Genomic DNA, 12,870 nt, shown 5'->3' on the forward strand with positions numbered 1-12,870 from the left:
ATGGATAATCGAAACGGATACGCCAACCTCGAAGTCGGCTTCGACGTCCCGGCGCTGCCTGGCATGAGCGAAACGGAGATCCAGACACCGTGCCTGATCCTCGATCTGGACGCCCTGGAGCGCAACATCAAGATGATGGGCGACTATGCCAAGGCGCATGGGATGCGACACCGCGCCCATGGCAAGATGCACAAATCGGTCGATGTGCTAAAATTGCAGATGGAACTGGGCGGCGCGATAGGCGTCTGCTGTCAGAAGGTGTCCGAGGCGGAGGTCTTTGCCCGCGCGGGCATCAAGGACATTCTGATTAGTAATCAGGTGCGCGACCCGCTGAAGATCGACCGGCTGGCGCGGCTGCCCAAGCTGGGCGGGCGTGTCATCGTCTGCGTCGATGACGTGGCAAACGTGGCCGATCTCTCTGCAGCGGCACAAAAGCATGGCACGACCGTCGAATGTTTCGTGGAAATTGACTGCGGCGCGGGCCGATGCGGCGTGAAGACCACGCCCGAGGTGGTCGAAATTGCCAAGGCTATCGACACGGCGGAAGGGCTGAAATTCACCGGCATCCAGGCCTATCAGGGAGCGATGCAGCACATAGACAGCTACGAGGACCGCAGGGCCAAGCTGGATGCCGCGATTGCGCAGGTCAAAGACGCCGTGGACGCGCTGGAGGCCGAAGCGTTGAAACCCGAACTGGTTTCGGGCGGCGGCACCGGCAGCTATTATTTCGAAAGCAACTCAGGGGTTTACAACGAATTACAATGCGGCTCCTACGCCTTCATGGATGCCGATTACGGACGCATCCTCGACAAGAACGGCAAGCGGATCGATCAGGGTGAATGGGAGAACGCGCTGTTCATCCTCACCAGTGTCATGAGCCATGCCAAGGCCGACAAGGCGATCTGCGATGCGGGCCTCAAGGCGCAGTCGGTCGATAGCGGTCTGCCCTTCATCTATGGCCGTGACGATGTGAAATACATCAAATGCAGCGATGAGCATGGCGTGATCGAAGATCCGGATGGCGTTCTGAAGGTCAATGACAAGCTGAAGCTGGTCACTGGCCATTGCGACCCGACCTGCAACGTTCATGACTGGTATGTCGGCGTTCGGAATGGCAAGGTCGAGACCCTTTGGCCGGTCTCGGCGCGCGGCAAAGCTTACTGACCAAGTTGCAGGACGATTTTTTCACTGTCATCCAAAGCGCGTTTGCGGTGGTCCGGCCGCAGGCGCGCTTTGGCTTCTTCGAGCCACCCTTGCAATCAGCTGCTCGCTCCATCAGCCATCGTAGCAGGGTCCGGGGTTGACTTTTCCGACAGGAAATCGCGGAAACTGCTTCTGAACTCGGCTATAAATTCATTGGTGATCGAAGACGCTTTGATATGCGACGGAAGCACTATTGCCCAATTGATCGAGATCGGCGGCTCAATCGGCCGCACCACCAGAGCCGAAGAATATCTATCAGCTGTAAATAGGTCGACGATCGAGACTCCAAAACCGGCAGACACCATGCCACACGCTATCATCGACAGCGGCGTTTCCGCTTTGATACGCCTGATTATGCCGCGCTCGCGCATGATTGCGTCGACCATAACGTGCATTATCGAGGGCTGAATAAGCGAAATGAAATCCTCGTTATCGAAGTCCTCCGGAACAATCCGGTCACGTTCTACAAGCCTGTGATGTAGGGGAAGCACGGCCACCATGTCGCTGGATGGGAGATCTTCGATCGTGACGCCCGTAAGTTGAGTGTTTTCGACAATGCCAAGATCGCACTGGCCGCTGTTGATCCATTCGAGAACAAAATGCGAGTTCATGCCATGGAGGGACATCTTCAAGGATGGTCTCGTGGCGAGGAAACCCGCTGCGAAGGCAGGAAGGAAGCCGTTTGCCAGTCCAGGAAGCGCCGCAATCCGAAGCGCACCGCCGCGCCTTTCACGCAGATCACGCGCCAGACCCATGATCCGCTCAAGGCCGACAAACGAACGATCCACTTCCCGGTAAAGCGCCATGGCATCGCCTGTCGCAATAAGGCGGCTACCAGAGCGTTCAAACAGATTCAGGCGAGTCTCGTGCTCAAGGTCTCTTATCAGGCGGCTGATAGCTGGCTGCGTTATTCCCAATATACCCGCCGCGGATGACATCGATCCACTTATAATAACAGCGCGGAACGCTTCGACCTGCCTATGTTTCAGCATATTTTACCTCCACCTTCTATAATATTTTGACATAGATACGCCGCTATAATGCATTTGACAACCAATCAACTATCGAATTTATTATACCCATGGCCTAGGTGCTGACTCTTTCGTGAGTTTGGGTCGTGTGTGATCTCGTGGTATCGGAGGAGGACAGTTCAATGGCCGAAATCGATCTCATCCTAGTGAACGGGCATGTCCTAACTTCCGGACAGCTCGTGGACGCTAATGTTCTGGTCGCGGACGGCAAGATCGCTGGTATTGTGGATCCCTCTTGCTGCCCCGCAGCCAGGCAGACCCTTGATGTTTCGGGTCTCGTCGTCATGCCTGGTATGATCGACTGCCACATGCATCTGGGTCACGGCACCAGCATTGCCGCGCCGCAGGTGCCGGGAGATGCCGATTCGGAGTCGGCGGCTGCTGCCGCCGGCGGCATCACAACGTTCATTCCCTTCATTCTTAGTACGCACGATTACACCGAGGTGTTTTCCGAAATCCGCGACATCATGGAAGCGGGTTCTCGCATCGATTTCGGAATGCACTTCATTCTCGCGAACGAGATGCATCTGAGCCGTGTCGGCCATTACGTCCGCGAACTCGGTATTCCAACCATCAAATTCTTTATGACGGGCCGCGGCGCGGAAGCCCAGCGGCTGGGCATGGACAATCAGGATGATGGGCGGCTGTTCCGGCTCATCGAGGAGCTCGGCAAGGCCGGTGGCATGCTGTGTCCCCATCCGGAGAATGTCGAGATCGTATGGACGCTCCAAGAGCGCGTGAAAGTTCGTGATCCGGAAGGACGAAACGGCCTTGCATCATGGAACGAGGCCCGACCGGCTTTTGTCGAGGCAGAGGCCGTCAATCGTGCCGTCTATCTGGCGCGGCAAGAAGGCGTGCCCGTTTATCTCGTGCACATCTCTTCGAAAGAGGCGCTGGATGCGGCTCTGGCGGCACGCAGGGCGGGTGATCGCGTCTTCATCGAAACCTGCGTTCATTATCTATTGTTCGATACCGACTCCGGATTTGACGGGCTCGGTAAGGTCAATCCGCCGCTGCGTACGGCTGAGGATCGGGAAGCTCTCTGGAATGCGCTGCGCGACGGCCATATCAACACCGTTACGACCGATCATGTCCATCGGCCGAAACAAGCCAAGCTGGGCGGCATATGGACGGCGGCGCCGGGATTCCCTGGCATGGAAACTGCGCTCTGCTCGCTTCTCGAAGAAGCGCAGAAGCGCTCCGTTCCGGTTGAAACGGTTTCACGGCTGGTCAGCGAAAACCCCGCGCGCATCATGGGGCTCCCTCAGAAGGGGACGATCTCGATTGGTGCGGATGCCGATTTTGCCATCGTCGACATGAACCGTCCAACCACCGTCACGTCAGCCGATATCAAGACATCGGCCGGCTACTCTCTGTTCGAAGGGAAGTCGATCGGCTGTTCTGTCGTTCACACCTTCGTCCGCGGCCAGCCTGTGCTGCAGGACGGGAAACTCGTTTCGCAGGCCGTAGGCACGGGGCGTTTTGTCCCTCGGCGGCTCACCCACCTTCACACTAATAGCCGGACGGGAACATGAAGCCTACACTGATCGCAGATAATGTCTCTTTGTGTTATGGGCCGAAGAATTCTGGCGTAACGGCGATCGAAAGTATTTCTCTCGACGTCGAAGAAGGCGAGTTCGTCACTATTGTCGGGCCGTCCGGCTGCGGTAAGTCATCCTTTCTGTCGTTGGTTGCGGGCTTCGTTCCAGTGAGCGGCGGCCAGCTCACGTTGGATGGAAATCCGATTGGCGGCCCAGGCTCGGATCGCGGCGTGGTGTTTCAGGAGCACGCCTTGTTTCCGTGGAGGAGTGTCCGCGAAAACATTGCATTCGGTCCGCGTGTAAATAACGTGCCGCGCAGCGAGACTAACCAGCGCGTCGACGAGCTTCTGGAACTGATCGGCCTGACCCGATTTCAGAACTCGTGGCCGAAAGAGCTCTCAGGTGGGATGAAGCAGCGCGTCGCCATTGCTCGCGCACTCGCCAACCGCCCCAAAATGCTGCTGATGGATGAGCCGTTCGCCGCGCTCGACGCGCAGACCCGGCGCTTCCTGCAGGATGAGCTGCTGCGCATCTGGCAGAGCACGAAAACAACGATCCTGTTCATCACGCACGGCATTGACGAGTCGGTTCTTCTGGCCGATCGCGTTGTCGTCATGACGGCCCGTCCGGGACGGATCAAGACCATCATCCCCATTCCGCTGGCTCGTCCGCGCGACGAGAACACGCCGGAATTCGTCGAGGTCCGCAAGCGAGTGTCGGACGCTCTGCTGAGCGAACTGAAGATGTGCTGACTAACACAACAGGGAGGAAATGAACATGAAAACGAGCATGGCATTCAAAAAGCATATTGGTGCTCTAGCGGTGTACGCCGCCTCGGTATTTGCCATGGGCGCCGCCAACGCCGAAAGCATCGAGATCTGGACGAGCCGTGACGCCCAGCAAGGCGGCGTGGCTGTGGTCGCCGAACAGAAGGGCTTCTTCAAGGACGCTGGTGCCGATGTGAATGTTCGCTTCGTGTCGTCTGGATCAGAAATCCCAGCAGGCATGGCCGGCCGCAGCATTTCGGTCGCGATCGCCGCTTGGACCAATCCGATGAGCATGGTCGCCAACGGGCTGCCGGTGAAGATTCTGGCGCGAACGGCGGATACGTCCGGCGCGTACCAGATCGTCGCTCGCAAGGCCGATCAGATCGAGAGCGTCAAGGATCTCGAAGGCAAGAAAATCGGCCTCGTTCGTCTTCCGCTCGTCATGCCGATGCTGACCAAAGCATGCGCTGCCGCGGATTGCGACTTCAGCAAACTGACGCTCGTCAATATGCAGCCGGAAGACATCGTGCTTGCGTTCCAGCGCGGCAATGTAGACGCCGTTCTGATCTGGGAGCCCTGGGCAACCTATTCGCGTCAACTCGATGGCGATCTCGTCATCTCCGCGTCCGATGAAGTGACGCTCGACGGCCAGAAGAAGAAGCTCGAAGGCCTATACGCCGCAGTCTTCGCCCGCACGGACTTCATCGAGAGCAACCCGAACGAGACCAAGGCCATCCTGAAGGGGCTGAATGAAGCCGCCAAATGGATGAAGGACAACACGGACGAGGCTGCGACTATCATCAGCAAGCAGATCAACATGCCAAAAGATGTCGTTGTCAGCACGCTCGCGCGCGTTGAGACCTCGCTGCAGCTGAATGATGCCTGGGGCGTCGAGTACGACGCAAAAGCCCAGCAGCTTTACGAAGACAAGGAACTGAAGCAGACAACGACAGCTAAGGCCTCGGTCCTGTCCGGCCCGCTGTCCGAAGTTTGCTCCGACTGTGTCAAGTGACCTTCAATTGAGATCAACCACGCCGCCCATAGTGACAGGATACGTGATATGCGAAACATGGTTATACGCACATTGTCATTGCTGACATTTCTGGCGGCATGGTGGTCATTTGCGGCGATAAATGCGTCCGTGGAGTGGGTGCCGGCGGTCATGATCCCGACACCTCCGCAGATGCTCGAGGCCGGATGGGAAATACGCGATCTCGTCCCGGCGGACGTTGCCATCAGCCTGCTGCGGGTCTTCCAGGGCTTTCTGATCGCTGCCGTGCTCGGTGTGCTCCTCGGCTGCCTCTCCGGTTCGAGCCGTTTCGCCGAAAACATCATTGATCCAGTTCTCGAAGTTCTGAGGCCGATTCCCCCACTCGCCTTCCTACCGATCTTCATCATTTGGTTCGGTCTGGGTGAAGCGTCGAAGGTGCTGATGATCGCATTCTCCGCCTTCTTCATCATCTACGTGAATACATATCAAGGGGTCCGCTATGCGGATCCGCTGCTGATGCGGGCAGCGTTGTCGCTCGGCGCCAGTAAGCGTCAGGCGTTTTTTGGCATCGGCCTGCCCTCGGCCATGCCGGAGATTTTCACCGGCTTACGCCTTGGCATTGGCATGGCTTTCTTCGTTCTCGTCGCCGCAGAACTCCTCGCCGCCGACAGCGGTATGGGCTTCCGCATCCAGGAAGCACGCTGGCAGTTCCGCGTTGATCGCATGTTCTTCGGTGCCGCGCTCATCGGAACTATCGGCTTCATTCTGTTCGCATTGCTGAAGTTCGTCGAAGCCAAACTGCTCGCCTGGAAGCCTAGTCGCGAGGCGCACTAACCCAATTTGTCATCCCAAGCATCCGAACAGGAGAAATAAGTGACCAGAATTCTTACCGTAGCTGCTGCGCAAACTGGCCCCGTATTGTCGGACGATATTACCGCAGAAATAAAGAGCGCTGTCGAGCTGGTGGAAGAGGCGGGCAAGAAAGGCGTCGACATCATCGGCTTCTGCGAATTATTCCTCACGCCATTCTTCCCGAACCGTCTCGAATCCGATTTCGCGAAGTGGTTCATTGATCTGTCCGACGCGCGCATACAGCCGTTGCTCGAAGCCGCCAAGAAGCACAACATGGCTCTCGTCCTCCCCTTTGGTGAGAAGAACAATGGCCGATTCTACAATTCCACGGCTGTCATCGACGAAAACGGATCGCTGGTCGGTATCTACCGCAAGGTTCATATCCCGGCGATCTTCCCGAGTCAGCTGAAGGGCGGCACGGGCTCGTATGAGAAGTTCTATTTCACCCCCGGTGACGATCTGAACGTCTTCGAGGTGAAGGGCGCCAAGGTTGGCATCCAGATCTGCTACGACCGCAAATTCCCCGAAGGCTCGCGCACGCTCGCCGCCAAGGGCGCAGAAATCCTCTTTATGCCGATCTGCGCCGCCTCGTATGGCGAGACCATGCTGCGCGACAACACCTGGGATCTGCCGATGCGCGCCCGAGCGTACGAGAACGGCACATATGTGGTTGCGATCAACCGCGCCGGAGACGAGCACGGCCGCAAGCATCTCGGTCAGAGCATGATCATCTCGCCAGTAGGCGCGGAGATCCTGTCGATCGGCGGCACCGAAAAGGCCGAGCTTCTTGTCGAGAAGATTGATCTGGATCAGGTGCGTGTGGCGCGAACGAGCCTCCCTTGGTGGCGCGACCGTCGGCCCGAACTCTATTCAGCATTGACGAAAATCTAATCAGAGTGGGACCAGCGTAAACAAATATGCTGAGGGCATAAGAACAGGCTGAAAACTATTTTAGCAATAAACTAAGTATGCTCTCTGTGTTCGGACTGGCGATAGTGGGTGATGAAACGACCTATGAAGAAGATGTATATAGTTTTGACTATGGATTGCGAACCGTCGAGGGGAACCACCCACCCCCTCGCAACGGGTCCTGAAGACTGGACTGTTGGAGAAAACGCCGTGTGCGGGTATTCAGAGATCGCCTCACGGTACGGATTCCCTGTTACGTTGTTCGTGCATCCGGAAACGGCAATTGCCCAAGCTGCAATGTTTCGGGATTTGGAGCAGCATGGGGCATGTCTGGGATTGCACATGCATCCCTGGAAATACTCACGTTGGCGCTACAACGGTTCAAGATACCACGCTCACTATGGCGGCCTCTCGGAGGCCGAGCAATTGGCGCTTCTGGCTGAATCATCGGCTCTCTGGCAAGATGCCATTGGAAGGCGTCCGTCATACTTCCGCCCCGGTACCTTTTCGGCAAACGATGCCATTTTTCGGGTACTTGATAGTCTTGGTTTCAAGGGTGGTTCTTGCACAGCCCCAGGTAGGGTCATTCCTGAAATGTGCGCGGTATGGTCTGGTGCAGAGCCCGATCCGCACCTCGCAAACGCCGTATTCCGTCAAATTGCTGGAGATCTCAGCTTCGTTAACATGCCTTTGTCGGCAGATCGATCAGTTCTTCTGAGCGGTCCCTCCGGACGGAGCATGTATGCGGATCTTCGTCCCGATGTAGATTGGCTTGGCCAATACCAAACTTCCTACAAAAAGATAGCAACAAACATCGTTTCTCAAGTTCTCAAACGCGATCCAGATGTTCCTGTCCTGAATACAATTAGCCATAATCAATATGCTTATAGAGATTCAGGTGATCCTGTTTATCAGCGACTCCAGAGAATGCTCGATGAGGTTTGTGCGGCCTGTTCCGCGGCAAATCTGGAGCCGGTAGGCGTCACGTTGTCCGACATCACAAATGCGGTACTTTTAGCCCCAAAGAGGGACATTCCTTTTGCGCTCGAAGGCGCAATTTTTGACAAAAAATAGGCTCATTAAGGGAGGAAAACTTATGAGGCATCAACTTAAAACTGCTTTCATGGCAATCGCCGTTTCGCTCGTGATCAGCGTGCCGGCCAAGGCGGATTATCCTGAAAAACCCATTTCTCTCATTGTTCCTTTTGCTGCTGGCGGGGGAACGGATGTGGCGGCTCGTATTACTGCCAAGTATCTGAGCAAGGAGCTGGACACGCCAGTCAATATTGTGAATCAAGGTGGTGGCAATTCGATTCCGGGGACGCTGTCCGTTCTTGGTGCTCGGGCGGATGGCTATACACTTCTGTTCGATTCTCCGGCCACAAGCTCTTTGCACGGCTTGCGTGCCGATTTGCCATACGAGCTGGAGAAGCGCAGCTGGGGACCGATGGTGGTTATTAATCCATATCTCTATGCAGTAAACGGCAAATCGGAATGGAAAACACTAGCTGACATCGCCGCCGCTGGGGTGGCAGATCCATCTGCGATTAAGCTTGGTTGGCTTGGCGGCAGCAGCTTCACCGACACGGTCAATTTAAAACTGCTGGATGTTATGGGAATCGATCCTGGTGCGGTTGCTAAGGTTCCGTTCAACGGCTCGGGACCGTCTATGACGGCGCTTGCCGGCGGCCATATTAATTTATCGGGAGGATCCCTTGGAGCGGCTATCGCTTTTCATCAATCGGGAGATATCCGCATTCTCGCCCTAACGGGCGATGACCGGTTGGACACGATCCCGGAAGTGCCTACTGCTAAGGAGGTCGGGTTCGACGTTCCCATGGTAGGCTGGAATTCTCTTTCTGGCCCTGCTGGTCTTCCAGACGAAGTAGTTGCACGACTCGAGACAGCAGTCCAGGCCATCATCAAGAACCCCGAATTCGTCAAAGAACAAACCATGGCCGGTAATCTGCCGAAGTACATGCCGGCCGAGGAAGTGTGGCCTTATGTTCAGCAGGAGGTTGAAAACATAAGAATCCTGACAACTCCTTCAGAGTGAGGCGATCCTGACGCCTACCTGCCTTGATCCAAGCGCGCGACGGGTGCCTTATGAAAACTCCAGTACGGACTCTCCTTGAAACAGTCCCGGTGGCGGTCCTAGCCTCGATCACGTTGTGGGACGCCAATCGGCTTCGCACCAGTTATCCCGATACAGTCGGCTCCTACGAAGGAGCCGCCTGGATGACCCTTGTAGCAATCCTACTCTTGGTTATGGTAGCGGCTATCAATCTTTGGCCTCCGCCATTGCAAGAACAGACAGAGGAAGAGCCTCTCGGGCTCATACAACCCCTCTCCATCTTGGCCCTCATTTGTATTTACATTGTTGGGCTTAACTATCTTGGATTTCTAATATCGACAGCCGCTTTTCTGATAATTTATATGCTTGTTATAAGCGGCAGAAGACCAATCCCATCGATAACTGTTAGCCTTTTGTTTGCTCTCATTGCGAACTATATTTTTGATATTCTCCTCGTTCCGCTCCCACCGAGCCTACTGTTTTGACTAACCAGGTAGGTATGCTCGCCTTGTAGATCTATCGTTAAAAAGGACACAGTGATGGAGTTTGTCGCAGGGCTAATAAAAGTTCTATCTCCTGAATATCTGCTCTATGCTACGGTCGGCTGCTTGCTTGGCACGCTGGTTGGAGTTTTGCCCGGCGTCGGTGCCGCAACAGCGGTCGCTTTACTGTTTCCGTTTACATCGTATCTTCCTCCCGACGGAATGATCATCGCACTCGCCGCAATCTATTACGGCGCACAGTATGGGGGCTCAACATCAGCCATTCTCATGAATGTGCCGGGCGAAGTCGCTTCGATGGTAACGGCACTCGATGGCCACGTCCTCACGAAGCAGGGTCGCGCCGGGCCAGCCCTTGCAATGGCAGCTATCGCATCGTTCATCGCCGGCATTACCGGTGCGATTCTTATTTCGCTGGTCGGGCCCACCATTGCGCGTTTGGCGCTGAGTTTTGGCCCCGCAGAATACCTGGGACTTGGGATATTTAGTCTCGTCGCGATTGCGTCAATGTCTGGGCAGTCTCTCATTAAAGGTATCATCGTCGCGCTTGTCGGCATGATCCTTGTTATAGTGGGTTTCGATAATGCATCGGGGCTTGAGCGCATGACGTTCGGCCAGGTTTTTCTGCTACAGGGCTTTCATGTCGTGCCCATGATGATTGGCCTGTTTGGCTTGGGAGAGATTTTATCGACGTCCCAAGCTCCTAATGTATTAGCTACCAAACTCGGTCGGATCATGCCTACTCGAGAAGATTTTCGTGTTGGATTACCCGCAACCGCCCGTGCAACTGGCATCTCCCTGGTACTCGGACTCCTGCCAGGTATGATGCCTTCTACGGGATCATTCCTTTGTTATTCGGCGGAACGCCAGCGTTCAAAAACACCTCAGAAATTTGGCAAAGGAGCAATCGAGGGGGTGGCCGCAGCTGAAGCCGCTAATAATGGTACCGCAATGTCCAACATGATACCGCTTCTCGGACTAGGTGTTCCAACCGGCCCGACTATGGCGCTGCTACTGGCCGCTTTCGGAATGTATGGTATTGTTCCAGGCCCGACCCTCTTTACTCAGCAGGCTGATCTCGTCTGGGCGCTGATCGCAAGCTTCTTCGTAGCCAACATTATTCTACTAATACTAAATCTACCGCTGGTAGGACTATGGGTTCGCCTATCGCAGATTCCATACGGTGTATTGGCACCCATCATAATAGTTATTTGCCTTGTTGGTGCCTACAGCACTCGAAACACTATGGTGGATGTGTGGGTATGCGTCGGCGCGGGCCTACTTGGCTGGCAGATGAAGATCAGAAATTGGCCGATAGCTCCCCTCGTACTAGCTTATGTGCTGGGACCGATGATTGAACTTTCGGCACGGCAGGTGTTTTCCGTATCCCCGCTAATCCTCTTTGAGCGATGGATTTTCTGGGCGTTCATGGCGATGCTGGTTGGAGTCATCGTTCTGGCTCGCCGTTCAAAAGTGGCTGCGGATACTGTGGATTAAGCAAGGATGACATTCTAGGGGTGATTCGAGGTGACCCGTCTGGTGAGACAGTTTGGCGGCTCAGCTAAGTGGATCGGGTTTGTTTTTACGCCATCAATTGCTCCGTAACCGGTGTTCTCCTCCACGTTGTCGCGCCAGCCATAATTGGGCTTTGAGTAGCAACGTAACAGAAAACACACATACGCTTGCCTACAGGTCGTCGATTCCTGCGGTTCGGGGATCGCGCAGCGGCCTGAGTTCGCCACGCGCTATGATTTCCGGCAGGGTGAAGGCGTAACGGCCGAGCATGTTGATGTGGCCAAAGCTCAACGGCGAGAGGTGGACGACGTCCTCAGGCTTCACCTCGTATCCTTCAGCGCGCAGTTGATTGAGGGCAGCGTCCATGTAGATCGTGTTCCATAGCACGACGACGTTGACCACCAGGCCGAGTGAGCCGAGTTGGTCCTCCTGACCGTCGCGATAGCGCTGGCGCAGTTCGCCGCGCTTGCCGTGGAAGATCACGCGCGCCAGCCTGTGGCGATTTTCGCCGCGGTTGAGCTGTATGAGGATGCGCCGGCGATAGCTCTCGTCATCGATGAACCGCAGCAGGTAGAGCGTCTTGATCAGGCGCCCCAGTTCCTGGAGCGCACGGGCCAGTTTCGTCGGGCGATCGTTGGTCTGGAGGGTGCGCGTGAGCCCGGCGGCCCGCACGACGCCGAGTTTCAGCGACCCGGCGAGGCGCAGGAGATCGTCCCAGTGGTTGGCGATGAGGCGCACGTTGATCCGGTTCGCCGCAAGTTCGTCGAGCAGGCCGTAATCAGCTTTCCTGTCCACACGGCGTCACGACACGAAAGTGGTGGATCTGTCCGACATTTGAGAACATATAGTGATCAAGCGGCCAGTATGGATGTTTCGCGCCGAAGCGGCCTGAGGTCGAGACTATCAGTCGGAGTCCAGATATAATCGCCGGTGAGGCTGATATGTTGCCATCCGAGCGGCGTGATGTGCTTGATCACGTCGGCCGGCGTGGCAATGCCTTCGCGATTGAGCTCGGCGAAAGTCGGTTCGAGATAGAGCGTATTCCAGTAAACGATCGCGTTGATGAGCAGGTTCAGCCCGGACGCCCTGTAGAACTGGCTCTCGAAGGTTCTGTCCCGCAGCTCTCCGAGGCGATTGAAGAACAGTGCACGGGCCAGGGTGTTCTGGGCCTCGCTCTTGTTGAGGCCGGCGGTGGCGTTCCTGCGCATTTCGGGGTTCTGCCACCATTGCGGGAGGAAGATTGATCGATTGATGCGTCCGATGTCGCGGAGCGCAAGCGCCAGTCCGTTTTGACGCGGGAATGCGGACAGTTTCGCCAGCAAGGTCGAAGGCCGCACCTGGCCGGAACGGATCGTTGTAACGAGACGCAGGATGTCATTCCAATTTACCCTGATCCGCTCGACGTTGATGGGTTCGCCGAAGAGCGAGGCGAGGTTTTCGGGAGGCGTGTCGCCCGGGAAGAGATAGAGCCGGCGATCCTTGAGGCC

General features: G+C 56.0%; 12 protein-coding genes and 1 pseudogene. 10 read left to right on the plus strand and 3 right to left on the minus strand.

The genetic code is table 11. The annotated features are described in order from the left end of the window. Positions 1-1,164, plus strand: a complete 1,164-nt coding sequence (gene bhcC, locus ASD64_RS07800) for a 3-hydroxy-D-aspartate aldolase BhcC (protein ID WP_056103292.1) — start codon at positions 1-3, stop codon at positions 1,162-1,164. Positions 1,165-1,259: 95 nt separating this feature from the next. Here bhcC and ASD64_RS07805 read toward each other — a convergent pair whose 3' ends face one another. Continuing rightward, positions 1,260-2,195: a LysR substrate-binding domain-containing protein gene (locus tag ASD64_RS07805; RefSeq protein ID WP_056103295.1), complete on the minus strand. Its 936-nt coding sequence runs from the start codon at positions 2,193-2,195 to the stop codon at positions 1,260-1,262. A gap of 161 nt (positions 2,196-2,356) precedes the next feature. Between ASD64_RS07805 and ASD64_RS07810 the strand changes: the two genes are divergently transcribed. The 9 genes from ASD64_RS07810 to ASD64_RS07845 all read left to right on the plus strand — a co-directional run bounded on the left by ASD64_RS07810 (position 2,357) and on the right by ASD64_RS07845 (position 11,365). Continuing rightward, entirely contained in the window at positions 2,357-3,769 is a 1,413-nt protein-coding gene (locus ASD64_RS07810) for a dihydroorotase (protein ID WP_056103297.1), read from the plus strand. Then, a complete protein-coding gene (locus tag ASD64_RS07815) occupies positions 3,766-4,527 on the plus strand; it encodes an ABC transporter ATP-binding protein (RefSeq protein WP_056103300.1) in 762 nt (253 codons plus the stop codon). The genes ASD64_RS07810 and ASD64_RS07815 overlap by 4 nt, the downstream gene beginning before the upstream one ends. A 37-nt stretch (positions 4,528-4,564) precedes the next feature. Continuing rightward, positions 4,565-5,554: an ABC transporter substrate-binding protein gene (locus ASD64_RS07820; protein ID WP_162249062.1), complete on the plus strand. Its 990-nt coding sequence runs from the start codon at positions 4,565-4,567 to the stop codon at positions 5,552-5,554. Between the two features lie 48 nt (positions 5,555-5,602). Further along, complete coding sequence (locus tag ASD64_RS07825) at positions 5,603-6,367, plus strand: ABC transporter permease (RefSeq protein WP_082549904.1); 765 nt, start codon at positions 5,603-5,605, stop codon at positions 6,365-6,367. Between the two features lie 39 nt (positions 6,368-6,406). Then, on the plus strand, positions 6,407-7,276 hold the full coding sequence (locus ASD64_RS07830; protein ID WP_082549905.1) for a carbon-nitrogen hydrolase family protein: 870 nt from the start codon (positions 6,407-6,409) through the stop codon (positions 7,274-7,276). Between the two features lie 123 nt (positions 7,277-7,399). Then, positions 7,400-8,368 (plus strand): polysaccharide deacetylase family protein, encoded by a 969-nt coding sequence (locus ASD64_RS20555; RefSeq protein WP_162249063.1) that lies wholly within the window; start codon positions 7,400-7,402, stop codon positions 8,366-8,368. 22 nt (positions 8,369-8,390) lie between these two features. Next, positions 8,391-9,350, plus strand: a complete 960-nt coding sequence (locus ASD64_RS07835) for a tripartite tricarboxylate transporter substrate binding protein (protein ID WP_082549907.1) — start codon at positions 8,391-8,393, stop codon at positions 9,348-9,350. A 50-nt stretch (positions 9,351-9,400) separates the two neighbouring features. Continuing rightward, positions 9,401-9,853 carry a tripartite tricarboxylate transporter TctB family protein gene (locus ASD64_RS22010; protein ID WP_056103315.1) on the plus strand — a complete coding sequence of 151 codons (453 nt, stop codon included), beginning with the start codon at positions 9,401-9,403 and terminating at the stop codon, positions 9,851-9,853. A gap of 54 nt (positions 9,854-9,907) precedes the next feature. Beyond that, a complete protein-coding gene (locus ASD64_RS07845; protein ID WP_056103318.1) occupies positions 9,908-11,365 on the plus strand; it encodes a tripartite tricarboxylate transporter permease in 1,458 nt (485 codons plus the stop codon). Between the two features lie 189 nt (positions 11,366-11,554). On the opposite strand, the pseudogene ASD64_RS07850 reads toward ASD64_RS07845, so the two are convergent. Together ASD64_RS07850 and ASD64_RS07855 are read right to left on the minus strand one after the other, a co-directional pair. Next, positions 11,555-12,181 (minus strand): annotated as a pseudogene (locus ASD64_RS07850) (Tn3 family transposase); the annotation flags it as partial. 53 nt (positions 12,182-12,234) lie between these two features. Continuing rightward, the coding region (locus ASD64_RS07855) for a Tn3 family transposase (RefSeq protein WP_156460064.1) at positions 12,235-12,870 on the minus strand (636 nt) is incomplete at its 5' end.

Origin of the sequence: Mesorhizobium sp. Root157, from assembly GCF_001427385.1 — a bacterium.
Lineage (GTDB): Bacteria > Pseudomonadota > Alphaproteobacteria > Rhizobiales > Rhizobiaceae > Mesorhizobium.